Origin of the sequence: Micromonospora sp. CA-111912, assembly GCF_050948415.1 — a bacterium.
GTDB lineage: Bacteria > Actinomycetota > Actinomycetes > Mycobacteriales > Micromonosporaceae > Micromonospora.
Window position 1 is genome coordinate 3,696,715 of the sequence record NZ_CP192007.1, and the last position, 23,589, is coordinate 3,720,303.

General features: G+C 70.7%; 22 protein-coding genes and 1 pseudogene. 9 read left to right on the top strand and 14 right to left on the bottom strand.

What is annotated here, in order from left to right; all coding sequences use genetic code 11:
* Positions 1-306: 306 nt before the first annotated feature.
* The gene (locus tag ACQPZO_RS15300; protein ID WP_433341588.1) at positions 307-1,371 is read right to left on the bottom strand and encodes a carboxymuconolactone decarboxylase family protein; all 1,065 of its coding nucleotides are present in this window, start codon (positions 1,369-1,371) and stop codon (positions 307-309) included.
* Positions 1,372-1,732: 361 nt separating this feature from the next.
* On the opposite strand from ACQPZO_RS15300, the gene ACQPZO_RS15305 reads away from it, so the two are divergent.
* Together ACQPZO_RS15305 and ACQPZO_RS15310 are read left to right on the top strand one after the other, a co-directional pair.
* The gene (locus ACQPZO_RS15305; protein ID WP_433341589.1) at positions 1,733-2,293 is read left to right on the top strand and encodes a carboxymuconolactone decarboxylase family protein; all 561 of its coding nucleotides are present in this window, start codon (positions 1,733-1,735) and stop codon (positions 2,291-2,293) included.
* Between the two features lie 25 nt (positions 2,294-2,318).
* On the top strand, positions 2,319-3,194 hold the full coding sequence (locus tag ACQPZO_RS15310; RefSeq protein ID WP_433341591.1) for an SDR family NAD(P)-dependent oxidoreductase: 876 nt from the start codon (positions 2,319-2,321) through the stop codon (positions 3,192-3,194).
* Positions 3,195-3,274: 80 nt separating this feature from the next.
* On the opposite strand, the gene ACQPZO_RS15315 is transcribed toward ACQPZO_RS15310, so the two are convergent.
* The 3 genes from ACQPZO_RS15315 to ACQPZO_RS15325 all read right to left on the bottom strand — a co-directional run bounded on the left by ACQPZO_RS15315 (position 3,275) and on the right by ACQPZO_RS15325 (position 5,967).
* On the bottom strand, positions 3,275-3,874 hold the full coding sequence (locus ACQPZO_RS15315) for a copper resistance CopC family protein (protein WP_433341593.1): 600 nt from the start codon (positions 3,872-3,874) through the stop codon (positions 3,275-3,277).
* On the bottom strand, positions 3,864-4,454 hold the full coding sequence (locus ACQPZO_RS15320) for a hypothetical protein (RefSeq protein WP_433341595.1): 591 nt from the start codon (positions 4,452-4,454) through the stop codon (positions 3,864-3,866). The genes ACQPZO_RS15315 and ACQPZO_RS15320 overlap by 11 nt, the downstream gene beginning before the upstream one ends.
* Positions 4,455-4,620: 166 nt before the next feature.
* Positions 4,621-5,967: a carotenoid oxygenase family protein gene (locus ACQPZO_RS15325; RefSeq protein ID WP_433341597.1), complete on the bottom strand. Its 1,347-nt coding sequence runs from the start codon at positions 5,965-5,967 to the stop codon at positions 4,621-4,623.
* Between the two features lie 96 nt (positions 5,968-6,063).
* On the opposite strand from ACQPZO_RS15325, the gene ACQPZO_RS15330 reads away from it, so the two are divergent.
* Both ACQPZO_RS15330 and ACQPZO_RS15335 read left to right on the top strand, forming a co-directional pair.
* On the top strand, positions 6,064-6,714 hold the full coding sequence (locus tag ACQPZO_RS15330) for a TetR-like C-terminal domain-containing protein (protein WP_433341599.1): 651 nt from the start codon (positions 6,064-6,066) through the stop codon (positions 6,712-6,714).
* A 221-nt stretch (positions 6,715-6,935) separates the two neighbouring features.
* Positions 6,936-8,474: a GMC family oxidoreductase gene (locus ACQPZO_RS15335; protein WP_433341601.1), complete on the top strand. Its 1,539-nt coding sequence runs from the start codon at positions 6,936-6,938 to the stop codon at positions 8,472-8,474.
* A 341-nt stretch (positions 8,475-8,815) separates the two neighbouring features.
* Here the strand turns inward: ACQPZO_RS15335 and ACQPZO_RS15340 are convergent, their stop codons facing one another.
* From ACQPZO_RS15340 to ACQPZO_RS15360, 5 genes are all read right to left on the bottom strand, one after another.
* Positions 8,816-9,373, bottom strand: coding sequence for a pyridoxamine 5'-phosphate oxidase family protein (locus ACQPZO_RS15340; RefSeq protein ID WP_433341603.1), 558 nt, complete (start codon positions 9,371-9,373; stop codon positions 8,816-8,818).
* 326 nt (positions 9,374-9,699) lie between these two features.
* Positions 9,700-11,163: an MFS transporter gene (locus ACQPZO_RS15345; RefSeq protein WP_433341605.1), complete on the bottom strand. Its 1,464-nt coding sequence runs from the start codon at positions 11,161-11,163 to the stop codon at positions 9,700-9,702.
* A gap of 206 nt (positions 11,164-11,369) precedes the next feature.
* Positions 11,370-12,170, bottom strand: coding sequence for an SDR family NAD(P)-dependent oxidoreductase (locus ACQPZO_RS15350; protein WP_433341607.1), 801 nt, complete (start codon positions 12,168-12,170; stop codon positions 11,370-11,372).
* Between the two features lie 96 nt (positions 12,171-12,266).
* Positions 12,267-13,526, bottom strand: coding sequence for an RNA polymerase sigma factor (locus ACQPZO_RS15355; RefSeq protein ID WP_433341609.1), 1,260 nt, complete (start codon positions 13,524-13,526; stop codon positions 12,267-12,269).
* The gene (locus ACQPZO_RS15360; protein ID WP_433341611.1) at positions 13,523-13,861 is read right to left on the bottom strand and encodes a YciI family protein; all 339 of its coding nucleotides are present in this window, start codon (positions 13,859-13,861) and stop codon (positions 13,523-13,525) included. The genes ACQPZO_RS15355 and ACQPZO_RS15360 overlap by 4 nt, the downstream gene beginning before the upstream one ends.
* A gap of 205 nt (positions 13,862-14,066) precedes the next feature.
* Between ACQPZO_RS15360 and ACQPZO_RS15365 the strand changes: the two genes are divergently transcribed.
* Together ACQPZO_RS15365 and ACQPZO_RS15370 are read left to right on the top strand one after the other, a co-directional pair.
* Complete coding sequence (locus ACQPZO_RS15365) at positions 14,067-14,951, top strand: alpha/beta fold hydrolase (RefSeq protein ID WP_433341613.1); 885 nt, start codon at positions 14,067-14,069, stop codon at positions 14,949-14,951.
* Between the two features lie 124 nt (positions 14,952-15,075).
* Positions 15,076-15,942, top strand: coding sequence for a helix-turn-helix transcriptional regulator (locus ACQPZO_RS15370; RefSeq protein WP_433341615.1), 867 nt, complete (start codon positions 15,076-15,078; stop codon positions 15,940-15,942).
* Positions 15,943-16,175: 233 nt separating this feature from the next.
* Here the strand turns inward: ACQPZO_RS15370 and ACQPZO_RS15375 are convergent, their stop codons facing one another.
* Positions 16,176-16,928: a DUF899 domain-containing protein gene (locus ACQPZO_RS15375; protein WP_433341617.1), complete on the bottom strand. Its 753-nt coding sequence runs from the start codon at positions 16,926-16,928 to the stop codon at positions 16,176-16,178.
* A gap of 228 nt (positions 16,929-17,156) precedes the next feature.
* Between ACQPZO_RS15375 and ACQPZO_RS15380 the strand changes: the two genes are divergently transcribed.
* Complete coding sequence (locus ACQPZO_RS15380) at positions 17,157-18,341, top strand: acyl-CoA dehydrogenase family protein (RefSeq protein WP_433341619.1); 1,185 nt, start codon at positions 17,157-17,159, stop codon at positions 18,339-18,341.
* A 69-nt stretch (positions 18,342-18,410) separates the two neighbouring features.
* Here ACQPZO_RS15380 and ACQPZO_RS15385 read toward each other — a convergent pair whose 3' ends face one another.
* A complete protein-coding gene (locus ACQPZO_RS15385; protein ID WP_433341621.1) occupies positions 18,411-19,193 on the bottom strand; it encodes an inositol monophosphatase family protein in 783 nt (260 codons plus the stop codon).
* 203 nt (positions 19,194-19,396) lie between these two features.
* Between ACQPZO_RS15385 and ACQPZO_RS15390 the strand changes: the two are divergent.
* Together ACQPZO_RS15390 and ACQPZO_RS15395 are read left to right on the top strand one after the other, a co-directional pair.
* A pseudogene (locus ACQPZO_RS15390) lies at positions 19,397-19,738 on the top strand (DUF4352 domain-containing protein); the annotation flags it as partial.
* 58 nt (positions 19,739-19,796) lie between these two features.
* Positions 19,797-20,132 (top strand): nucleotide pyrophosphohydrolase, encoded by a 336-nt coding sequence (locus ACQPZO_RS15395; RefSeq protein ID WP_433341623.1) that lies wholly within the window; start codon positions 19,797-19,799, stop codon positions 20,130-20,132.
* Positions 20,133-20,205: 73 nt separating this feature from the next.
* Here the strand turns inward: ACQPZO_RS15395 and ACQPZO_RS15400 are convergent, their stop codons facing one another.
* From ACQPZO_RS15400 to ACQPZO_RS15410, 3 genes are all read right to left on the bottom strand, one after another.
* Entirely contained in the window at positions 20,206-20,874 is a 669-nt protein-coding gene (locus tag ACQPZO_RS15400) for a DUF6308 family protein (RefSeq protein ID WP_433341625.1), read from the bottom strand.
* 240 nt (positions 20,875-21,114) lie between these two features.
* Positions 21,115-21,870, bottom strand: coding sequence for a hypothetical protein (locus ACQPZO_RS15405; RefSeq protein WP_433341627.1), 756 nt, complete (start codon positions 21,868-21,870; stop codon positions 21,115-21,117).
* 484 nt (positions 21,871-22,354) lie between these two features.
* On the bottom strand, positions 22,355-23,260 hold the full coding sequence (locus tag ACQPZO_RS15410) for a bile acid:sodium symporter family protein (protein WP_405117003.1): 906 nt from the start codon (positions 23,258-23,260) through the stop codon (positions 22,355-22,357).
* Positions 23,261-23,589 lie beyond the last annotated feature (329 nt).

Sequence of the window (23,589 nt, forward strand, 5' to 3'; positions counted from 1 at the left end):
CTGCCCGAGGGTCGCCACGACTTCGTCGTCGCACCGTATCGGAACAGGTGTTCGATCATCCGGTGAAAACTGCGGAGAATCGCCAGTTCACCGGTGTGGTCGGGCAGCGTAAGTGCGAGCCGAAGCCTCTCGAATCGCCCTTACTGTGAGTGTCCTAAGTGGTCCGGATGGGTTAGGACGATACCACGCATGGAGATCAATAAATACGGTAGTTTTCAACGTTCTTACTCGCAGCGACGTGACTTAATCTGACAGTCGCAGCGATTATCCGAATTGTTCGACGATGCGCGCCGTGTCCGGACATGATCACTGCGGGATCGGAAGCTGGCCCCCCAGCCACCGGGCCGCCGCCATCGCCGCCCAGGAGCAGATCTCGACCAGCGTCCGGTCGTCCGCGCCGACCAGCCGGCAGCCACGCACGACCCCCGGGTCCACCTGGTAGGAGGCGAAGGCCACCAGCAGCGCCAGCCGACCGACGGGCCGCTGGTTCTCGGACAGTCCCGCGACGAGCTCCTCCACCCAGTCCCGGCTGATCCCCCGCGGACCGCCGCGCCAGCCGACCAGGTTGACCAGTACCAGGTCGCGGACCGCCTCGGGCACCGAGCGGCGCCCCGCCTCGTCGATCGCGGCGCAGGCCCGGCCGAACGCCTCCGCGATCGCCGGGTTGCCGGCCGCCCAGGACAGGTCCGCCGGCAGCGGCGCGGCCGGCAGCAGGTCCAGGGACCGGCCCGGCCCGTGCGGACGCCGCGACGCGCTCATCATGGCCCAACCGAGCACCCGCAGCACCATGGGCAGGGCGACCTCGGGCACCCCGGGGGGCAGCGGCACGTCGCGCAGGAACACGTTCACCACCCGGTTGAGGTAGTGCAGCAGCACCGCCACCCCGGCCAGCTCCGGCATCTGGGCCGCGGGGAACGGCGGCCGTTCCGGCCGGGCCCGCCCGTCGGCGGGCATCGCCCAGGCGACGATCTCCTCCAGCGCCACCTCGCCGGCGCCCGGTTCCAGGTCCGATCGGGTGGACCCGTCGGGGCCGGCGCCGCCGAGCAGGTCCAGCGCGTTGTTGTGGATGGTCGCGCAGTACGGGCAGGCGTTGCCCAGCGAGACCGCGGTGGCCACCGCCTCCTTGGCCGCCCGCGGGGCGGCGCCGGGGACGACCAGCGCCTCCCGGAGCAGCATCCACGCGGCGGCCAGCGCCTCGGGGGCCGGGGCATGCAGGGCCACCGGCGGCGCGAGCACGCCGAAGTCCCTTTCCACCTGCTTGTACACCTCGGCCACCAGACCACTCGCCCGACCCCGACGCACCGCGCCGACGTATCGGATCTGCGTCAACCCGAGCGCGCCCAGCACCGGTCGCAGCACACTTGCCGGCATCACGCACCTCATCCATCTCTGTGAATTGAATACAGGCTATCGGCGAAAAGTACCTTCATCCAGTACTCGGTACGGTCGAACCGCGCCGCCGGTCGGCCGCCGGACGGTTGCAGTAGGCAACCTGGGAGAGCATCGGACCTGCGAAGACGTGCCATCATGGGCCAGCGGAATCGCTGCCCGACCGCCGTCGTCGGCGTTTCCGTGTCGCCCCGCAGCCCCGTCGGAGACCGCTGCGGCCAGCGCTGGCAGCGCTCCGGTTTCGCCCTGGAGCGTAATGTCGCACGGCTGGCCCGGCGTCGCCCGAGCACCGAGGAGAAGGCTCATGGAAACGACGACGAAACAGCCGGGAGTCAGAGTCCCGATGATAGACGAGGATAAGGCGGAGGGACGCACCGCCGAACTCTACGAAGAAATCAAGGCGGTCACCGGGCTGCCATTCGTGCCGGACATGTTCCGGCTCACCTCCACCAATCCGAGGCTGCTCGCGGTGGTGCTCGCCGGCTACGGCGGCGTCTTCGGCGGTGACACGCTCCCCCGGCACATCAAGGAACTGATCTCGGCCTGGACGTCCAAGCTCAACGGCTGCCCGTACTGCGTCGGGACGCACAGCTGGTTCCTGAGCGAGTTCGGCGGCAGCGACGAACTGCTGGAGGCGGTGTCGGACGCGAACACCGCCGAGGAGCTGCCGGTCGACGAGCGCACCATGCCGCTCATGCAGCTGGTGACGAAGGTGAGCACCGGCGCGTACAAGATCACCGACGCGGACTGGGAGAAGGCCGCCGCGGCCGGCTGGAGCGACGCCGAGATGTTGGAGGCGGTCTTCTGCGCCTGCCTGTTCGCGTTCATCAACCGGCTGGTCGACGCCACCGGGTTGGGCTCCTCCGTGGACCGCAGCCGCATCGCGCGGCTGTCCGACGAGTGACTCCCGGCCGGGAAGGGACGCCATCATGACCCAGTCACGCGCAATCCTGCTGACCGGTGCCTCGTCGGGCACCGGCATGTCCTCGGGCAGCGGCAAGGCGACCGCGCTGCGGCTGCACCGGGCCGGCTGGCCGGTCTACGCCACCGGGCGCAACATCGAGGCCCTGTCCGACCTGGCCGACGAGGGCATCACGGTGATGTACCTCGATGTCAACGACGAGGAGTCGATGGCCGCGGCGGTCAAGCGGATCACCGACGAGCACGGTGCGGTCGGCACCCTCATCAACAACGCCGCGTACAGCCTCAACGGCACCATCGGAGAGACCCCGATGGACCAGGTCCGGGCCCAGTTCGAGACGAACGTCTTCGGGCTGTGCCGGCTCACCCAGATGGTCCTGCCGGGCATGCGCGAGCAGGGCGGCGGGCGGGTGATCATCATGTCGTCGATCTTCGGCATGTTCGCCACCCCGGGCCGGGGCTACTACCAGGCCACCAAGCACGCGCTGGAGGCCATCGGCGACTCGCTGCGCCTGGAGGTGGCACCGTTCGGCATCAAGGTGGTGCTGCTCCAGCCGGCGCCCATCCTGGGCGGCTTCGTCCCTGACAGCGTCGGCGACCTGGGCATGGACTCGCACGAGAACCCGGCCCTGTACCGGGAGTTCTGGGAGCACTTCGTCGACTGGCACCAGGCGTACCGGCTCAGCGACAACCCGCCGCTGCGCGGCAAGATCGCGGTCCGGGCGGAGAACGTCGCCAAGGTCCTCGAGACGGCGGTCTCCACCCCGAACCCGCGCATCCGGTACCGGCTCGGCATGCCGCCACGGCTGCTGCCGAAGATGCGGGCGATCATCGGTGAGCGCGGCTGGGAGAAGTTCGTGCGCGCGTTCTTCCCCGTACCCTGACCGCGGGCACGAGCGGCGCCGACGGATCTCGTCGGCGCCGCCTTCCGTTGCCCCGGGTGCCGTCACGTCGTGCCCGCCCGTCAGGTCTGCGGGTCGATGCGCAGGGAAACGGCCCGCCCGCCGCGCGGACGCAGCCACAGCAGGGCGAGGACCACGGCCAGCACCGCGCCGTCGATGACCAGCAGGAAGGCGCTTAATCCGTCGATGCCGTGCCCGTGCTCGACCACCGCGTCCACGCCGGCCTGGCGGGCCGCGTCGTCCAGCAGGGCCGGCGCGACACCGGTGCCCACGCTGAACCGGTGCGCCCCGGTGGCGGTCGAGCCGTCGGTGAAGGTGACGTGGTACGCGATCGTGTAGTCGCCGGCGGCGCCGATGCCCACCGGCAGCCGCAGCCGCGTGGAGCCGGCCCGGGTCGGCTCGCCGTCGGTGACCGTCTGGCTCGCGACGTCGAGCACCGCGACGTGCGACTGCCCCTCGTCGACGCCGGCGTCGAAGTCCAGGGTCACCTCGGCCGGCGCGGTGGTGAGCACCGCGCCGGCTTGCGGGTCGGCGGAGACCAGGCCGCCGTCGGCCCGGGCCGCGCCGGGGGTGAGCGCGAGCAGCCCGACGACCGCCGCGACCACGGCGACGACGGCCGCCCGTCGACGGCTGCCGGACGAGAGGCTCAGCTCACGCGGCATGGGGCACGACGGACTGGCCGGAAATGCGGTGCCCGATGCAGCTGCACGTCATCAGCTCCTGCTCGCGCCGGTTCGGCCGCAGGTGCAGGTACATCGCGATCACCATCGGGATGAACACGATCGAGTTGTAGAACAGGTGCAGCTCGACCCGCGGCAGCACCAACTGAAGGATGCTGGTCGGCACCTTCTGGCCGAAGAACATGGTGCCGCTCTGCACCTGCCACAGCAGCATGAAGTGCTCGATGTGGTGCCAGAACTGGATGGCCAGCGCCACCACCCACCAGGTGTGGGCGCGGCCGACGAAGCCGCGGCGCAGCGCGAAGAGGAAGACCAGCATCACGATGGCGTAGCCGTAGTGCAGCCACTCGGAGGAGACCAGCCAGGGATAGAACTGGCCCAGCACGCCGCGCGCCTGCGGCCGCGGCGTGCCGAGCACCCAGATCTGGTACGCCTGGACCAGGTGCTCGGCCCAGTGCGCCAGAACGATGATGAGGAAGCCGTTCAGGGCCGCCTTGTGATGGGCCCCGTTGAGCCGAGCGAGCAGCCCGGACGACGGAGCCGCGGTAAGGGGTTGGGTCATCTTCAGGCACCTTCCGTCAGAACGCGAGGGAGTCCGCGGTACGACCTGTGGGAACGGGGACAGCGGCTTGCCGCGAAGCTAACCGCCCGTCCTGTTCCACGGTTCCTTCAAATTGCCCAGTTGCTGTCGGCAATCTGCCTCTTCCCGGCGCCACCCGGGTGACAGCTCAGGACACGAGCCAGTTGGCGTGGAACCCGCTGGGCACCCGGCCCGGCAGGTGCACGACGGCGACCGGCGGGCCGGCGAAGTCGCCCGCGTCGAGCACGACGAGGTCGCTGCGGTCGGTCCGACCGTCGTAGACGTAGGTCAGCAGCCAGCCGTCGTCCTCGGCGGACAGCGGCCCCCGCGGGACGAACACTGCCTCACCCGCCTCGCGGTACGGCCCGAAGTCGTGCACCGCGACCTCGCGGCGCACCATGTCGTGGCGCAGCAGCGCCGAGCCGCCCAGCACCCCGGCCCCGGACTGCATGGCCACGGTGTAGGCGTACCGGTGCGGCATCGTCTTGCGGCGGTCGTCGATGCGGGGGAACTCCTGCGGGATGTCGTCGAGCTGCTCGGCGCCGACGGTGCCGCGGGTCAGGTCCAGCGTCCACCGCCACAGCGTCGGGGCGGACTCGCCCGGGGCGTGCAGGTCGCGGTCGAAGACCCGGTCGTAGCGCACCACGTCGACCACGCACCGGTCGTCGACCTCGTAGGCGTTGACGGGGTGGAAGACGTAGCAGGGGTCGACGTCGAACCAGCGCACGTCGGCGCCGCGCCCCTCACGCGGGAGCAGCCCGAGCCGGGCCGGCCGCTGCGGCGACCACGCGTACGGGAAGCGCGAGCCCGCCCGGGCCAGCGCCGGGTTGAAGGTGACCGGCAGGTCGAACAGCACCGAGTGCCGGTCGGTCAGCGCCAGCGAGTGCATCAGCGGCGGGCCGGACACCTCGATCCGCTCGCTGCGGCGCACCCGCCCCTCGGGGGTCAGCACGAGGTGCTCGACGTACGGCAGCTCGTGGTAGTAGGCGACGGCGAACAGCTCTCCGGTGACCGGGTCGCACTCGGCGTGCGCGGCGAAGCCGTGCGGCAGGGTGGCGTCGAAGTCGATCCGGGCCACGGAGTCCAGCTCGTCGTCGAGCTCGACGGGCAGCACCCCCGCCTCGCCGAGGGCCAGGGTGCGCCCGCCGTGCCGGATGATGTTGGCGTTGGCGTTGTCGGACAGCCCGTGCCGTGGGCCGGGCAGGGCGAGCTCGCCCAGGGCGCGGGTGGTGCGGTCGGTGCGGATCCACCGGTTGCGGTACCACAGCGCGCGGCCCTCGCGCAGGCGCACCCCGTGCGCCATCCCGTCGCCGACCAGGGCGTGGCCGGGCCGGTCGCCGCCCATCGGGTTCGGCCCGATCCGGACGAAGCAGCCGTTCAACTCGGCGGGCAGCCGGCCGGTGACCGCCAGGTCGAGCTCGGTCGCCTCGGCGGCGACGGGGCGCCGGCTGTCGTGCTGGGGCAGGGTCTGGGGGGCGAGGGCGACGACGCTCATTGGGACCTCCACGAGCTCACGCGATCTTTTGGTGTATCGCAGTTACGTAACAGCGTTACTTCAACGAACGTACGCCGGGCGTGAGATCATGTCAATGTGAGTCCGCGCCGGATCGACCCGCAGTTGGCGACCACCCTGCTGGAGGCCGCAGCCCGGCTGCTGGCCGAGGAGGGCACCGCCGGCCTTACCACGCGCCGCCTCGCCGCTGCGGTGGGCGCCTCGACCACGGCCGTGTACACGCACTTCGGCGGCATGGACAACCTGGTCCGGGCGATGGTGCACGAGGGCTTCGCACGGCTGCACCGGCGGATGTCCACGGTGCGGGCCACCCCCGACGCGGTCGCCGACGTGATGGCCCTCGGGTACGCGTACCGGGCCAACTCGCTCGACCACCCGCAGCTCTACCAGGTCATGTTCGGCAGCGCGGCGCTCGGCGGGTTCGCCCTCGCCGATGGCGACCGGCAGCACGGCAAGTACACCCTCCAGCCGCTGGTCGACGCGGTGGCCCGGGCCACCGAGCAGGGCCGGTTCCGCGCCGGCGACCCATTGCTGGTCGCGCAGAACATGTGGATCGCCCTGCACGGGCTGGTCAGCCTCGAACTCGGCGGCTACCTGATCGACCCGTACGACGCCGACGTGTGCTTCGAGGCGCAACTGCGCTCGCTGATGGTCGGCGCCGGCGACGAGTACGAGACGACGGCCGGCTCCCTCGCCCGGGCCCGGCGGCGGCGCTCCCCGCGCACCTGAGCCGCCCGCACCGCCGGCCCGGACGGCACGGCGGCAGGCCTCCTCATGGAAGGCGCTCCAGGAACGCCCGGGGCCGGTGAGCAACGGCGGAGAAGCGACGGGCGGAGCCCGGTGTGATGCTCGTGGCGGGTCCCGAGCACGTCCGCAATGGAAGCGCATCCACTCCTGTGGGTTCAGTCCGACAGGATCGCCAACCCTCCACGTACCGAAGGACGCCGATGATGCACGGAATCGATTATCTCGTGGTCGGGTCCGGCTCCGCCGGAGCAGCGCTGGCCGCCCGGCTGAGCGAGGATCCCCACCGCAAGGTCCTGCTGCTGGAGGCAGGCCCCGACTTCGCCACGGTCGCCGACACGCCACCCGACCTGCTCAACGGCAGCGCGATGTCGATGGACATCCACGACTGGCACTTCAAGGCCGAGATCACCGACCGGCGGCGGATCATCTACCCGCGCGGGAAGGTCACCGGCGGGTCCTCCGCGGTCGGCGCGACCATCGCGCTGCGCGGCAATCCGGTGAACTTCAACGAGTGGGCCGAGATGGGCAACCCGGCCTGGGCCTGGGACGAGGTGCTGCCGTTCTACAAGCGGCTCGAGGACGACCTGGACTTCGACAACGAGTACCACGGCAAGGGCGGCCCCATCCCGATCCGGCGGTTCACGGGCGACGAGCTGACCCCGGTGCAGCAGGAGTTCCAGGACGCCTGCCTGAAGGCTGGCTTCCCCGCCATCGAGGACCACAACCACCCGGAGGCCAGCGGCGTCGGCCCGATGCCGTCGAACCGTCGCGGCAGCAACCGGTTCTCCACGGCGATGGGGTACCTGGCCGAGGCCCGCGGCCGGGAGAACCTGGAGATCCGGTCCGGGGTCCAGGTCAACCGGGTGCTGTTCGCCGGCAACCGGGCGCGCGGCGTCGAGGTGGCCAAGCCCGGCGGCGGCGTCGAGGTGATCGAGGCCGGCACCGTCGTGCTGTCCGCTGGCGCGGTCAACTCCCCGGCCATCCTCATGCGTTCGGGCATCGGGCCCGGCGGCGACCTGCGGCGGCTGGGCATCGACGTGCTGCTGGACCGCCCCGGGGTGGGCGCCGACCTGATCGACCACCCGCGCACCGGCGCGTTCATGGTGCCCGAGCCGGGCACGTTCAACACCGACGACGCATTCCTCCAGATGCTGCTGCGCACCACCGCACCGGGGTCCACGGAGTTCAACGACCTCCAGTACTACATGATCAATCACTTCGACCTGGCGCTCTTCCCCGAGCTGCAGATGCTGGCCGCGGCGAAGACGATCTTCGGGGTGATGGTCGTGCACCAGCGGCCGGAGTCCCGGGGGCGGCTCACCCTCACCTCGGCCGACCCCACCGCGCCGCCGGACGTCGTGCTCAACTTCCTCGACACCGAGAACGACATCCAGACCCTCATCGCCGCCGTGCGCCAGTGCTGGCAGTTCATGCAGACGGCGGGCATCCAGGACAAGGGCCAGCGGTTCGTCGTGCTCGGCGAGGAGATGGCCGAGGACGACGAGCTGATGCGTCACTACGTCCGGCTCAGCCTGGACAGCGGCTACCACCCCGTCGGCACCGCCCGGATGGGCGCGACCGGCGACGAGGGCGCGGTGGTCGACGAGCAGCTGCGGGTGCACGGCATCGAGGGCCTGTACGTCTGCGACGCCTCCGTCATGCCGTCGATCGTCAACTGCAACACCAACCTCACCTCGATCATGATCGGTGAGCGCCTCGCCGACTGGCTCAGGCAGTCCTGACCGGTCGTACCGGACACGGGCGTCCCGCGGTGTGAGTCCCGCGGGGCGCCCGTCGTGCTGCCCTGCCCCGGCGGGGGCAGGGCCTGAGCGCCGCTCCCGGAGACGGACCCCGCACCGCAGCCACCGCAGGCACGAACCCGCGCGTGCCCGGTCCTGCTGCCGGCGCACGCGACGTCGACGGCCGGGCGCCGAACGGGCCGCCCGCCGGGTGGCGGACGGCCCGCGGAGGCGCAAGTGCGGCACACAGAGTCCTCAGCGGGCCGGAGCGGGCGGGTGTACCGCCCCCGCCCGGGTCGGTGCGCGGCCGGGCCGGTGCACCGCTGGACCAGTGCGCGGCCGGGTCAGTGCACCGGATTTGGGGACGCCCCGTGGGCGGGGGCGTTGACCTCAGCCGGCGGCGGGAACCGGGTGATGAAGTCGCACACGGTCACGTGCGTCGGCACGATCGTGACCAGGGCCATCTCTCTGGTGTGCTCGCGCTTGCTGCGCTCCCACTCCGGCACGTTGTGCTCACCGATCATCCGGCGGGACGCGTCGATGTGCACCTGGGGCAGCCCCTGCTCGACCTCGATCGAGGCCGTGCCACGGACCAGCATCATCAGCGGCGTGTAGTCGGCGACCGGCGCACCGAGCGCCGCTGCGACCTTCGCGCGGGGCTCAGCCGCCATGGTGTCCACGGTGAAGGACACCTGCGGATTCGCCGCGATCGCCCTGACCTTGTACGCCGTGGTCGGGCTGGCGAAGACGAAGGCCCTGCCGTTCCACACGTAGGCGACCGGGATCGAGCGTGGATGGCCGTCCAGCCCCACGTACCCGAGCCGCATCAGGATCGGCGCCTCCAACAGGATCCGCACCACCGGGTCGGTGTTCACCAGGCGCGCTATCTCCGGATAGTCCATGGGTGCCCCTTCCGTACGAGCGGAGCGACGACGGCGGAGACCACGCCCACTCCGTCACGGTGCACACCCTTTGCCGTGGTCCGATCTCCCGCGCCTCCGGGTGGCATGTCCATACTGACCAAGTTTGGCGAGGCGTGGAGGGCGCTCCTTCTCTGAGCGTGCCTACCCGAACGAATCCCCGCCCTCACAGTCACGGCGACAACGGCGAGGCCCCCGGCGGACGGTCATCATTGATGAACCATCCGCCGGGGGCCTCGCCGTTCAACGGTGTCGGCACCCGGCCGAGGGAGGTGGATCAGCCGCCACGGCGGACCCTGGGACCGGCTCTAGACCGGGTTCTCGCTGACGGTGCGCGGCACCGGCACCGGCGCGGGCTGCTGCGCCTCGGGGGTCAGCTCCGGCTCCTGCCGCCCGGTGGCCGACGGCCCGGCGGTGGTGCCCCGGTCGCGCAGGCCGAACCAGATCAGCGCCACGGCCACCAGGATCACGACGATCTGCACCTGCATGGCGAGGTGGACGCCGTCGAGCACGTCGGTGCGGGCGGCGACGATCGCCCCGAAGATCGGAATCCCGATGGTGACCGCGATCTGCTGGGCCAGGGTGGCCAGGCCGGTCGCCAGGCCCTGCTGCGAGTCGTCCAGCCCGGAGGTGGCGGTCACCGTGTAGGCGACGACGGCCGTGACGTGCCCGAAGTACATCAGGAACAGCGACGGGACGATCAGCAGGAGGCTCGGGGTGGTCGAGGTGCCGATCAGCAGCAGCGGGACGGTGGTAAGCCCCTGCACCAGCAGGCCCACGGCGAGCACGTTGCGGTAGCCGTAGCGGCCGATCATGCGCCCGGCGATGACGCCGGCGATGACGGCCACCAGGCCCGGCACGCCGAACACCAGGCCGGTGGTGAACGGCTCCATCTTGAGCACGTCCTGCATGTAGAGGGTGAGGCCGAAGTTGATGCCGCTGGCCATCACGAAGGCGACCATGCCGCCGAAGTTGCCCCACTTGATGTTCGGCCGGTTGAGCAGGGTCAGCGACACCAGGGGCGCCTTGGCCTTCAGCTCGACGAACCAGAAGGCGGCGATGAACACCGCGCCGACGGCGAGCGCGATCCAGTTCTGCATGCTCACGCCGTACACCAGGGCGAGCAGGCCGGCGGTGACCGTGACGGCGCCCGGCACGTCCAGCTTGACGCCGGCCGGACGGACGCTCTCCTTGATCACCAGCGGGGTCAGCACCATGATGGCGACCGCCACCGGCACGTTGATCCAGAACGCCCAGCGCCAGTCCAGGGCACTGACCAGGCTGCCACCGACCAGGGCGCCGACGGTGAAGCCACCGGAGAGCAGCGCGCCGTTGAGGCCGAGCACCCGGGCGCGGGCCCGCTCGTCGGACACGGTCGTGATCAGCAGCGCCATCGCGGCCGGGATGGCGATCGCGTTGGCGAAGCCCTGCAGCACCCGGGCGCTCAGCAGCATCGTGGCGTTGGTCGCGAAGCCGCCGAGCAGCGAGGCCACGGTGAGCAGCGCGATGCCGGTCAGGAACAGCCGCCGCCGGCCGAACAGGTCGGCGATCCGGCCGAACAGGAGCGTGAAGCCGGCCGCGGGCAGCGCGTACGCGCTGGCGACCCAGGGAAGGTCGGCCAGGCTGAGCCCGACGCCCTCACCCATCCGCGGCAGGGCCACGTTGAGGATGGAGAAGTCGACCGACAACATGAACTGCGCGCCGAGCAATACGAATAGGGCAAGTTTTTGCGCGGAGCTGAGCTGCTCCGACGTGCTCTGATTCTCCGCCATGATTACAAACATTAGGTAGCCACGGTCGGGGTACCCATCTCCCTGCCGTGCGTACCACTGGCAGTGGCACCCTGAGCACCCGCCGTGGGGGCCCGTCCAACGCTACCCCGCCCCGGCCCTCTTCGAGCTTGCTCTATTTCTCACATGGCGAGGAGACACGGCCGCCCGGGTGCGACCTCGCACCCGGGCGGCCGTCCGTCAGTCGGTCAGTCGACGAGGACTCCACACCCGACGGTGGTGATCGATCCGGTGAGCCCGCTGGACAGGTCCGAGGCGAGGTACACCGCGGTGCCGGCGACATCGGCCAGGGTCACCGCCCGACCCAGCAGCGGGTCGGGCATGCCGGGCTTGGCGGCCAGCATGTCCTCCAGCGTCGCCCCGTTCGCCTCGGCCGCGCGCCGCCACGTGTCGCGGACGTACGAGCCGTGCTGCACGCTCTCCGGGATGGCGTCGGGCCGCAGGCAGACCACCCGCACCCCGAACTGGCCCACCTCCCCGGCCAGCTCCCGGGAGAGCGACTCGATGCCGGCGCAGGCCACGCCGAACCCGCCCGAGGGCATCGGCGCCCGGGCCGCCGACGTGGACAGGATGACGATGGACCCGGAGCGCTGCTCGACCATCCGCCGCGCCGCCGCCGTGGAGGTGAGGAACTGGGTGCGGACGAAGGTGTTCATCGGCATCAGGAAGTCGTCCAGGTCCAGCTCGCGCAGCGGGACGCCCTGCACGTGGTCCAGGCCGACGGCGTTGAACGAGACGTCGATGCTCCCGGCCTGCCCGACGACCAGCGCCGCGTGCTCGTCGACCGACTCCTGGTCGAGCGCGTCGACCTGGTGAGCGTACGCCCGGCCGCCCTCGGCGGTGATCTCCTTGGCGACCATCTCGACCCGGTCGAGGTGGCGGCCGGCCAGGTAGACGGTGGCGCCCTCGCGGGCGAAGGCGCGCGACACCGCGCCGCCCAGCGCGCCCGCAGCGCCGTAGACGATCGCGGTCCTGCTCTCCAGCAACATGTCTGAATCCCCTCGTCGTGGGCCGGGCCGGCGGTGCCGGACCGGGTTCGTCAGACCGACGGGCAGCTCTTGGGGAAATATACATTTTCTGACGCTTTATTTTGCTTGGTCCCGGAGCGGGCCGGTCACCTCCGCCAACCGCCCCCGCAGGTACCGGCGCTCGGCGTCGTTGCCGGCCAGGTCGAGCGCCCGCCGATACGCCCCGGCCGCCTCGCCGCGCCGGTCCAGCCGGCGCAACAGATCCGCGCGGACGGCCGGGACGAGATGGTTCCCGGCCAGCTCGCCCGAGCGCTCCACCTGCTCCAACAGCGCCAGGCCCCGCTGCGGGCCGTGCGCCATCCCGACCGCCACCGCCCGGTTGAGCTGGACCACGGCCGACGGCGCCAGCTCCGCCAGCTCAGCGTAGAGCCCGGCGATCTGAGCCCAGTCGGTGCGTGCGGCGTCCGGGGCGGTGGCGTGGCAGGCCACGATCGCCGCCTGGATCTGGTACGGGCCGGGTCGGCCGCGGCGCAGGGCCCGGTCCAGCAGGCCCACCCCCTCGGCCACCCGGCCCCGGTCCCACCGCCGGCGGTCCTGCCGTTCCAGCGGCACCAGGTCGCCGTGGGCGTCGGTCCGGGCATCGCGCCGGGCCTCGTGCAACAGCAGCAGCGCGAGCAGGCCGATCGTCTCCGGGTCGTCGGGCAGCAGCCGGGCCAGCAGCCGGGCCAACCGGACCGCCTCCGCGCACAATGCGCGCCGCACCAGGTCCGCGCCGGCCGTGGCCGCGTACCCCTCGGTGAACAGCAGGTACAGCACCGCGCGCACCGCCGTGGCCCGCCCGGGCAGCTCGGCGGCCGGTGGCAGCTCGCAGCGCAGGCCGGCCTCGCGGACGCTGCGCCGGGCCCGCACCAGCCGCTGGGCCAGGGTTCCCGGCGGGACCAGCAGGGCGCGGGCGATCTCCGCCGGGCCGAGCCCCACGACGGTACGCAGGGTCAGCGCGACCTGCGACGGCAACGACAGCGCGGGATGGCAGCAGGTGAAGATCAGGCGTAGCTGGACGTCCCGGATCAGGAACGGCACCGGCGGCAGCTCGTCGTACGCCGGGAGGACGGCCGCCGCCTCGCGCAGCCGGGCGGCGCGTACGGTCTCGTGGCGCAGCCGGTCGATGGCCCGGTTGCGCGCCACGGTGGTCAGCCACGCCCCGGGCCGGCGCGGCACGCCCTCGCACCGCCAGCGCTCCAGCGCGGCGGCGAACGCCTCCTGCACGCAGTCCTCGGCCAGGCTCCGGTCCCGGGTGAGGTCGACGAGGCCGCCGACGAGTTGGTGGTACTCCCGGCGGAACGCGCCGGCCACGGCGGCGTCGACGGTGAAGGTCACCAGGTCCAGACCGGCCTCACCTCGATGGCACCCAGCTCGGCGAACGGGTGCAGGGCGGCGAGCTCGGTGGCCTCGTCGAGGTCCACGCAGTTCAACAGGACGAACCCGCCCACCTGCTCCCGGGCCTCGACGAACGGCCCGTCGGTGACCAGCGTGCCCTCGGCCCGGGTGCGAACGGTCCGGCCGACGCGGCCGGGGCGCAGCCGCTGCCCGCCCGCGAACGCCCCCCGCCGGCGCACCTCGTCCAGCCAGGCCCGGTGTCGGGGATGTTCGTCGATCTCCGCCGGGCTCAACTCGCCGGTCTCGTCGTGAAAGATCACCAGTGCGTACTCCACGGTCCCCCTCCCAAGGTCCGCGCATTACAACGACGGGAAGACCGGGACAGACGCGACCACCCGGTCTTTCACCGGATCGGGGGACATCCCGGTCGATGCCGCACGAGGGGCGTCGAGTCGTGGTACGGGCAGCACGCACGGAGAAGCGGGGCACCCTCGGCTCGGCCAGTCTTGGATCAATCCATGCCCGCCGAGGAGGCACCCCATGCGTCAATCACAGGTCACCGTCAACGGTGTCGACATCGCATACCGTGAGCTGGGCGAGGGGCCGTTGGCCCTGCTGGTGCACGGCTTCCCGTTCACTCCCAACTCGTTCCGGCACCTGATGCCGGTGCTGGCCGACGCCGGCTACCGGGCCGTGGCCCCGTGGACCCGCGGCTTCGCCCCCAGCTCGGTCCCGCCGCCCGGCGGCGAACACCTCCGCGACATGGCGGCCGACGTCAACGCCCTGCACCAGGTCCTGGGTGGGGACGAGCGGGCCGTGCTGATCGGGCACGACTTCGGGGCGGCCAGCTGCTGGGCCGCAGCGGTGCAGGAACCGCAGCGGTGGTCGCGGCTGGTCGCCTGCGACGTGCCGCCGTTCCAGTTCTTCGGCGAGTACCTGCTCGACCCCCGGGGCATCAACATCCAGGCCCACTTCTGGTTCTTCCAGATGGCCGCCGCCAACGAGCTGGTCGCCGCCAACGACCTTGCCTTCCTGGAGTTCATGTTGCACAAGTACTCAAGGGACGGCTACGACGTCACCCAGGACCTGGCCGACATCCGGGCCGCCCTCGGCACCCCGGAGAACCTGAACGCCGCACTCGGCATGTACCGCACCAACTTCCCCGCCGCGACGTTCGGCGGCCCCGAGTGGGCCGCCGAGCAGGCCGCGCTGTGGGGGGCTCTGCCGAGCCAGCCGACGCTGAACATCTTCGGCGTCCAGGACGTCGCCTTCGGGATGAACGAGGAGAAGCTCGCCCGGATCGTCGAGGCGCTGCCGAAGGGCTCGGTCGGCGCGCTGGTCCCCGACTCGCGGCATGTCCCGCTCACCGAGCAGCCGGACATCACCAACGACCACATCATGCGCTTCCTGGCCGAGACGGCCTGACCGGTCCGGACGGCTGGCCCCGGCCGGGCGCGGCGGATTCCCCTCCCCGTCCGGCCGGAAACCGTTGGTACTTCCACGGCGGGTACCACTGACAGTGTCATGCTGGTCCGTCATACTGAGTCGCATGAATCCGCTGGGCGAGTTCCTCCGATCGCGACGCGGTGTCATCCGGCCGCAGGACGCCGGCCTGGCGCGCTACGGCGAGCGCCGGCGGGTGTCCGGGCTGCGCCGCGAGGAGCTGGCCCAGCTCGCCGGGGTCAGCGTCTCCTATTACACCCGGCTGGAGCAGGGCCAGGCGCACAACGTGTCCGACGAGGTGCTCGACGCGGTCGCCCGGGCGTTGCAGCTCGGCGGCAACGAGCGGGCGCACCTGTTCACGCTGGCCCGCCCCGGCCGGACGGCGCCCGAGCGGGCGGTCCGGGCCAGCTCCGCGCCGCCGGCCCTGCGCCAGATGCTCGCGATGATGCCCGACGTGCCGGCGATGGTGCTCAGCGCCGCGACGGACGTGCACACCTGGAACCCGCTGGGCCACGCCCTGCTCGCCTGGCACCTCGACGAGGCGCCCAACATGAGCCGGTCGGTCTTCCTCGACCCCCGGATGCGCGAGTTGTACGCCGACTGGCCGGGCAAGGCCCGCTCCGTGGTGGCGTACCTGCGGATGGCCGTGGGCCGCTACCGCGACGACCGCCGGGTCGTCGGGCTGGTCGAGGAGCTGCTGTCGCGCAGCCCGGAGTTCGCCGGGATGTGGGCCGAGCACCCGGTCAGCACCTGCGAGACGATGACCTACGACATGGCCCACCCGGTGGTCGGCGCGCTGACGGTCAACCAGCACACGCTGCGGCTGGAGGAGGCCCCGAACCTGATGCTGGTGACCTTCACCGTCGAGGCCGGCTCGCCGTCGGCGGCGGCGCTGCGGATGCTCGGCGGTGTCCCCCGGCGCGCCGCGACCCCGGTGCCGGCCCAGCGGCACAGCGTCGCCGTCCCCTCCTGATCCCGCGCGCCGCCCCGGCGCGACCCGAACGGACCGCGACCCGAACGACGCACGGCTGAAACGATCACTATCCGAACGACGCAGGGCCCCAGGCGTCGCGCCGTCGCGGCGGCCAGGGCCGGGCGTCCTGCCTCACGCGCGACGGCGGCCGGCTCCCGGCGACGGCCGAAGCCGCCGGCCGGGAACCGGCCGCCGCGGACGGTAAGGTGCCGCCGCACCCCACCGCGCCGCCGTCACTGCGCCGCGGTCTCCGTCGGCTGCTGATCGGCCGGGCTCTCGTGGCGCACCTGGAACTTGTTCAGCCCGGTCCACCAGTTCTCGCCCGGGTTGGCGGCCTGCTCGGCGTCGTAGCGGTCGTGGTGCCGCCACCAGTCCCACGGGTGCGCCAGCTCCTCCTCCTGCCGGCCCAGCGGGGTGACGTCGAGGTAGTTGTAGGTGTTGATGAACACCTCGCCGCCCCGGTCGAACACCGAGCTGGCGTGGAAGATCTTCTCGCCCTCGCGGATGAAGGAGCTGACCGCCGGCAGCTCGCCCTTCTCCATAGTGACGTTGAAGTCGTAGTTGAAGTCGCTGCCGTACGAGGACACCCACGGGATGTGTGCCCAGCCCATCCGGGCCTTGAACTGCTCGATCTTCTCCAGCGGGGCCCGGGCGATCATCACGAACGAGGTGTCTCGAGCGTGCATGTGCGACAGGTCCCCGACGTTGTCGGCCTGCATCGAGCAGCCGACGCAGCCCTCCTCCGCGTTCGGGGCGAACATGAAGTGCCGGACGAGCAGCTGGCGGCGCCCCTGGAACAGTTCGAGCAGCGTCACCTCACCGGTGGGCGAGGCGAACACGTACTCCTTCTCCACCGGCACCACGGGCATGGCCCGGCGCGCGGCGCTGAGCTGGTCGCGGGCGCGGGTCAGCGCCTTCTCCTCCTCCAGCAGCCTTTCCCGGGCAGTGGTCCATTCCTCACGCGAGACGATCTGCGGAAAACTCATCGTTCCTCCCTCGACGGTCGCCGCCGGCCCACACGAAGACCGGGCGACACCTGCGACCCTGACACGGCCACGGAGGGGCCGCCTTCTCCGCTCGTGCCTTTTTCACCGGCCGAACCCGCACCGGCAACGAGCAATCCGGAAGAGGCCGCGGCAGTCGGGATGTGACAGCGTCGATGGCGCTTGGCAGACAGGATTCCGATCGATCCGGTCGCCCGTTGAGGAGGACATGTGCCCACGATCACCGAAGCACCCAGCCGCGAGGAGCTCGTCCAGCGCGCCGCGGATCTCGTCCCGCTGATCCGCAAACACGCGGCGTGGCAGGAGGAGAACCGTCGCCTCCACGACGAGACGGTGGCCGCGATCGAGGAGGCCGGGCTGTTCAAGCTCCGCACGCCCCGCCGCTACGGCGGGTACGAGGTGGACACCCGCACGCTCGTGGCGGTCGCCACCGAGTTGGGCCGGGGCGACGCCAGCACCGCCTGGGTCACCTCCGTGCTGTGGATACCCACCTGGCTCGCCGGTCTGTTCCCCGACGAGGCCCAGGACGAGGTGTTCGCCACACCCAACGCCCGGGTGTGCGGCACCAACAGCGTCGGCGGCACGGCCGTCCCCACCGACGGGGGCGTCGTCGTCAACGGCAGCTGGCACTTCATCAGCGGGGCGCACCACGCGCAGTGGCAGGAGATCGCCGCGGTCCTGCTGCGCCCGGATGCCGAGCCGGAGCCGATCATGGCGCTGATCCCGATCGGTAGCCTGGAGATCGTCGACGACTGGTACACCACCGGCCTGACCGCCACCGGCAGCGTCACCACGGTGGCCCGCGACGTGTTCGTGCCGAGCAGCCACATCATCCCGATGAGCGCGGCCATGATCCCGCAGGGCCTGTCGCAGGGAAACGCCGACTCCCCCGTCTGGCGCACCCCGGCCGCGCTGAACGCGGCGGCGTCCGGCGTGGGCGCGGCGGTCGGCGTGGCCAAGTCCGCGCGAGACGAGTTCCTCGACCGGCTCCCCGGCCGGGGGATCACCTACACCGACTACGAGAACCAGAGCGAGGCGCCGGTCACCCACCTGAAGATCGGCACCGCGCTCATGAAGATCGACCAGGCCGAGTTCCACGCGTACCACGCCGCCGACCTGGTCGACAGCAAGGCGGCCAGCGGCGCGGAGTGGACGCTGGAGGAGCGGGCCCGGGTCCGCGCCGACCACGGCTGGGCCACCCGGCTGGCCAAGGAGGCGGTGGACATCTTCGCCTCCGCCAGCGGCGGCTCGTCCATCTACCGTGACGTGCCGATCCAGCGGATCGCCCGGGACATCAACGCGATGAGCCTGCACGGGCTCATCAACCCCGACACCAACACCGAGCTGTACGGCCGGGTCGTCTGCGGCCTGGGCCCGAACACCCTCTTCCTCTGAGCCTTCCCCGACTGGCGAGCCGCCCGGCGCAACCCCCACGCCGGGCGGCTCGTCGCACTGTTTCGGCGGTCAGCCCAGCGCGGCGACCCGGGGCCGGAGATCGTCGATCAGCTCCGGCGGCGCGGCGAGCACCCGGCTGCCGTCCACCTCGACGGCCGCGCCGGCCTCGGTGGCGATCACCAGGCCGGCGGCCCAGTCCCAGCGGAAGGCGCGATCCTCGACGTACGCGTCGCAGCGCCCGGCGGCCACCCAGCACAGGGCCAGCGCGGTGGAGCCGAGCATCCGCACTCCGCGTACGTCACCGGCGAGGTCGGCCACGACGGCCGCCTGCACCCTGCGGTGGGCGACGTCGTACGCGTACCCGCTGGCGAGGATGACCTCGTCGAGGGCGGTGCCGGCGGGCCGGGCCAGCGGGGTGTCGCCCAGGTACGCGCCCCGGCCCCGGACGGCGTGGAACAGCTCGTCGTGCACCGGGTCGAGGATCACCCCGACGACCGGCTGCCAGCCGTCGGCCGTCTCCTCCTCGCAGGCCACGCTGACGCACCAGAACGGTATCCCGGACACGTAGTTGACGGTGCCGTCCAGCGGGTCCAGCACCCAGCGCAGCCCGGAGCCACCGACGTGGCCGCTGCCCTCCTCGGCCATGATGCCGTCGTCGGGCCGGCGGGCACGCAGCAGCTCGACGATCCGCGCCTCGCTGGCCCGGTCCGCGTCGCTCACCGGGTCGGTGGGCGCCGTCTTGTAGTCGACCCGGCCGTGGTCGCCGAAGCGCAGCAGCAGCTCTTGCCCGCCGAGGCGCGCCGCGTCCTCGGCGACCCGCCGGCAGTCGTCCAGCTCGGCGTCACTGATCATCGCGCTCTCCTCGCCACGTTCGGGGACGATCATGATCGTCGCACCGGGGCGGGCCGGGCACCACTCGCCCCCCGTCTGCGGCCACCAAGACCAGCGCTGCCCCAAAGAAGTCCACACCGCCGTCGCCCGCCGGCCCCAAGTCGTACGGGGTCGGGGACAAGGTACGAGGGGGCGACTTCGAGTTCACCGTCAACGGCGTCAAGTGCGGCATCTCGCAGGTCGGCGACTCGTTCCTGAACCACAAGGCCCAGGGCAGCTTCTGCCGGGTGAACATCACGGTGAAGAACGTGACGAAGTCGGCCCACCTGTTCCACGCCGACGGCACGGTCACCGCCGAAGATGCCGCCGGACGGACGTTCGACGCCGACGGGGAGGCCGCCATCTACGGGAACGACGACGCCAAGGGCTTCCTCGACGAGATCAACCCGGGCAACTCGATGCGGGCGAACGTCTTCTTCGACCTCCCGAAGGGCACGAAGCTCAAGACCGTCACCTTCGACGCCGGCCTGTTCACCTTTGCCGAGGACGCCGTCGTTACCCTGTGACGACGCCCGATTGGTACCGTGATCACGAGTGCGACACCGCCACGATGTAGAGGATGCAGTGGACGAGCTGACTGCCAGGGTGCGAGCGTTCGCCGAGGAGCGGGACTGGCAGCAGTTCCACACGCCGAAGAACCTCGCGATGGCCCTCGCCGGCGAGGTCGGTGAACTGCTGGCCGAGTTCCAGTGGCTGACGCCCGAACAGGCCGCCACCGTGATGGACGATCCCGAGGCCGGTGCCCGGGTCAAGGCGGAGATCGGCGACGTGACGATCTACCTCATCCGCCTAGCCGACGTGCTCGGTATCGACCTGCTGGAAGCGGCGCTGACAAAGTTGGACGAAGTCGCCACCCGCTACCCCGTCGCCGCCGCCAAGGGGTCGGCCGCCAAGCGGTAGCCGATGGGGCCGTACCACAATCGGCAGCGCGTCCGGCGGGCCTCGCCGGGCGCGCTGCCGTTGCAGGTACGGGTCAGCGCAGGCCCGGGCAGCCATTCTTCAGATGCTCGCCCTCATGGCGCATCCAGAACACCACATCGAGTATCCGAAGCCTGCTGACCTGTGCCGGCAGGCCGGCCTTGGCCTGGTACTCGTCGAGTCGCTGCCGGAGAACGCCGCCGTCCGCACCGAGCAACGCGTGCAGCCACTGCCAGAATTTGGTGCCGGTGCCGAACGCGCAGGAGACGACGCCGTCGTAGACGGGCACGAGCGCGGGCCGCTTCCGGGCGAGCAGCTTGCTGGCGATGACCCACTCGATACCCGTCAAACCCTTCAGCGAACGCCAGGCGATGTCCGCGTGGCCACCCGGCACGATCAGCGGCAGCGCTTCCTCGTCACCCAGGTCGACGTCGCACGGGATTGCGGCCAGTTCTGCCGAGAGTTGCTGACCATGCTCCCCCTGCAGAAGATCCAGCGCCGTCTGCGCGGGAATGCGCACGCTCAGCAGCTCAATCGCCACCAGGTCGTCGGCCGTGATCACGTTCGCCAGGTCGACACGATCGCCACCACCGCCGAGGCGTTCGAAGTACGCACCGGTATACGGCGGTTGGCCTGCGGCACCGAAGTAGCGCTGGAGATCGCGCGTAGTGCGCGGATCGTCCAGCACGGCAAGGATCTCCGCGAGCGTGAGTGGTCGCCCCATCGTTTCTTCCTCCAAGCGGTTCCAGGTGGATCAGAAGTGCGTTCTACATTTCGGCGGCCGGGTAATGCCCGCGCAGAGGCGGCCCACGGCGCTCAGCAGATGCCGGACCTGGTGCCGTGCCCCGGCCACGCCGCCGGTTCCGGCAACGAGAATGCCGCAGTCAGCTCGTACCGGTCGGCAGCGCGTTCGCATCAAGCCCCGACTGCGCGGCGCCTTCATCTGTGGATGTCGCCGGTACGGCTAGGACCGTTGGCCGTACAACTTGCTCAGTTCCTGGTACGACTCCCGCGCCGCCCCGACCGCCTGCTGGTCGTAAGCGGCGTTTTCACCCGCGACGGCCGCGAGCTCGATGGTGGTCCGGAGCCTGGCGAACGCTTGGTTCGTCTCGTTCCACAGGCGCTGCGAGTTGGCCTTCTGTTCTGCCAGGGACTCCGCGACCCGACTTGCCGCCTGGCTGCCCGACGTGGACTGGCGGCCCAACGTGGCCATCTGCGGACGCAACTGCTGGCGGCGGCCGAGAAGGTCCGCGCCTTCCCACAGCGCTTGGGCGAGCGACTGCCCGCCCTCCGACGGATCGATCACGCTTTCAAGCGAGGGAAGTGTCCGGCCCGCGCGCTCCGCGAGCGCGATGAGGTCGAAGAAGTCCCTACGCTCCTCCGGGGCGTCGAGGGTCTGATGGATCTCCGGGAACTTCGCCAGGTCCGGCGCAGTCACCTCACCCGGAACTGCCTTCGCCAGCGCCACGGCCAGGCCGATGCCCAGAGCCAGCGCTGCCAAGAAGAAGACCACCAGTAAAGGCGCACCGGCGGCGCAAAGCCCGAGGGCCCCGACCACGACCAGCACCACGAGCACGACGACACCCACGACGTTGGGTGAACTCTGCGCCACCGGGGCGGCCCTCAGGTCCGTGACACTTCCCCATTCGTGCCGCAGGAGAGCTCGGGAGACCTTCAGTCGAGCGAGGGCAACGACGGTCCGTGTTTGGTCGGTGGCCATCCAAAGATGGAAGGGGTGGTCGGACGGGGGCAACCGTCCTCCTCTCCGGGAAAGAGTAGTTATCGGGCGGCATCCTTGCGCCCGTCCTCGGACACCAAGTTGCTCTCAGTTGCCGCCGGACAAGTGATTATGACGGCTACCTCGAATCGAACAGGCCCGTCATCCGGCGGGGATGACGGGCCTGTTCGTAGGCGGCGATTGGCTTTCGGCCGCTGCCGACCGATTCGTTCGGTGCTGGCCGACTACTCAGGGAGGGCAACTCCCCTGCCCAGCCACCCGCAGGGAACTAAAGCAGTTCCGCCCCCCACATCGCCTCCTGTCGGATTGTCGACTCGAACACGTCGAGTTTCCGGAGTGCTCATCTGCCTCCGTCCGCTCCGCTGATGATGCACACCGCACGTGCGCATGCCGGGCATCGATGGACAGTGATGTAACAGTCCGCGCCCGCGCCGAACGGGGATCCGGATCCGGCGCGGGCCAGAGGTCACACCCGGCTCGGGGTCGCCGACAGGTCGCCGGTCGGGGTCGTGGCCCGCACGCGGCGGGAGACGATGATGCCGAAGACAGCGGCGGTGAAGAACATGACGAAGCCGTACGTCACCGACGGCATCGCCATCGTGGAGTTGTCGAGCAGCGTCGGGCTCATTCCGATGGTGATGGCCAGGCTGGCGTTGTGCAGGCCGATCTCGAACGCCGAGGCGATCGACGCGCGCTCGCCGACCTTGAGCAGGCGCGGGCCGAAGTAGCCGACCGCCATGCTGATCAGGTTGAACGCCACCACCGCGAGGATGATCTCCCCGAGGATGTCGAACACCTCCGCGCCCAGGCCGGCGATCACACCGGAGATCATCACGATCAGCGCCACCACGGAGAGGATCTTGACGGTGCGCTCCATGCGCTGCGCGGCGGCGGTGAACTTCGCGCGGATGACCATGCCGATGGCGATCGGGATCAGGACCAGGGCGAACACCTGGATCACCTTGTCGAACTGGAGGCCGAGCGAGCTGTCCGATCCGACGAAGGCCGACACCGACAGGTTCACGATGATCGGCAGCGTGAACAGCGCCAGCACCGAGTTCACGGCGGTCAGCGAGATGTTGAGCGCCAGGTCGCCCTTGAACAGGTGGCTGTAGAGGCTGGCCGTGCTGCCGCCGGGCGAGGCGGCGAGCAGCATCATGCCGACCGCCAGCTCGGGGCGCAGGTTGAACGCGACCACCAGGCCCAGGCAGATAGCCGGCAGGATCAGCATCTGGGCGACCAGGCAGACCACCATCGCCTTGGGGTATTTCACCACCCGGCGGAAGTCCTCAAGGGTCAGGGTGAGTCCGAGCCCGAGCATGACGATGCCCACGATGATGGGAAAAAGCAGGAGTACCGAATCGCTACTCATGATCACTCTGCCTTCTGGTCGTAAGAGATCCATGAGTTTCACATCGGCGATCGACGCCATACTTCTCGAAACTTGCCCTGTCCGGGGCCGGTATCCGCGCCAGGTGCACAGTGGACCATGACCACGTAAATCGGCAGGTAGCGCGGTCGAGGCGGAAAGCCCCGGACGGACAGCACCGAGCGGGGCCAGCAGGCGAGCGACAAGTCCGGTGACTGAGGCAGCGAAGGTCAGCAGGCGCTTGTCCCCCGTGCGAGCTACCCGCAAGTGTCCCCCGTGTGGTGACGTTTCCCGGCCCGCGAATCCATAGCGTTCTGCCTAGCCGCAGCGCT

What these genes read in the sequence shown, in the direction of transcription:
- ACQPZO_RS15385 (WP_433341621.1), bottom strand. Translation starts at nt 19,193, where the DNA reads ATGATCAGTGACGCCGAGCTGGACGACTGCCGGCGGGTCGCCGAGGAC.
- ACQPZO_RS15335 (WP_433341601.1), top strand. Translation starts at nt 6,936, where the DNA reads ATGCACGGAATCGATTATCTCGTGGTCGGGTCCGGCTCCGCCGGAGCA.
- ACQPZO_RS15400 (WP_433341625.1), bottom strand. Translation starts at nt 20,874, where the DNA reads ATGGGGCGACCACTCACGCTCGCGGAGATCCTTGCCGTGCTGGACGAT.
- ACQPZO_RS15305 (WP_433341589.1), top strand. Translation starts at nt 1,733, where the DNA reads ATGATAGACGAGGATAAGGCGGAGGGACGCACCGCCGAACTCTACGAA.
- ACQPZO_RS15370 (WP_433341615.1), top strand. Translation starts at nt 15,076, where the DNA reads ATGAATCCGCTGGGCGAGTTCCTCCGATCGCGACGCGGTGTCATCCGG.
- ACQPZO_RS15375 (WP_433341617.1), bottom strand. Translation starts at nt 16,928, where the DNA reads ATGAGTTTTCCGCAGATCGTCTCGCGTGAGGAATGGACCACTGCCCGG.
- ACQPZO_RS15345 (WP_433341605.1), bottom strand. Translation starts at nt 11,163, where the DNA reads ATGGCGGAGAATCAGAGCACGTCGGAGCAGCTCAGCTCCGCGCAAAAA.
- ACQPZO_RS15340 (WP_433341603.1), bottom strand. Translation starts at nt 9,373, where the DNA reads ATGGACTATCCGGAGATAGCGCGCCTGGTGAACACCGACCCGGTGGTG.
- ACQPZO_RS15365 (WP_433341613.1), top strand. Translation starts at nt 14,067, where the DNA reads ATGCGTCAATCACAGGTCACCGTCAACGGTGTCGACATCGCATACCGT.
- ACQPZO_RS15310 (WP_433341591.1), top strand. Translation starts at nt 2,319, where the DNA reads ATGACCCAGTCACGCGCAATCCTGCTGACCGGTGCCTCGTCGGGCACC.
- ACQPZO_RS15325 (WP_433341597.1), bottom strand. Translation starts at nt 5,967, where the DNA reads ATGAGCGTCGTCGCCCTCGCCCCCCAGACCCTGCCCCAGCACGACAGC.
- ACQPZO_RS15320 (WP_433341595.1), bottom strand. Translation starts at nt 4,454, where the DNA reads ATGACCCAACCCCTTACCGCGGCTCCGTCGTCCGGGCTGCTCGCTCGG.
- ACQPZO_RS15350 (WP_433341607.1), bottom strand. Translation starts at nt 12,170, where the DNA reads ATGTTGCTGGAGAGCAGGACCGCGATCGTCTACGGCGCTGCGGGCGCG.
- ACQPZO_RS15315 (WP_433341593.1), bottom strand. Translation starts at nt 3,874, where the DNA reads ATGCCGCGTGAGCTGAGCCTCTCGTCCGGCAGCCGTCGACGGGCGGCC.
- ACQPZO_RS15410 (WP_405117003.1), bottom strand. Translation starts at nt 23,260, where the DNA reads ATGAGTAGCGATTCGGTACTCCTGCTTTTTCCCATCATCGTGGGCATC.
- ACQPZO_RS15300 (WP_433341588.1), bottom strand. Translation starts at nt 1,371, where the DNA reads ATGCCGGCAAGTGTGCTGCGACCGGTGCTGGGCGCGCTCGGGTTGACG.
- ACQPZO_RS15405 (WP_433341627.1), bottom strand. Translation starts at nt 21,870, where the DNA reads ATGGCCACCGACCAAACACGGACCGTCGTTGCCCTCGCTCGACTGAAG.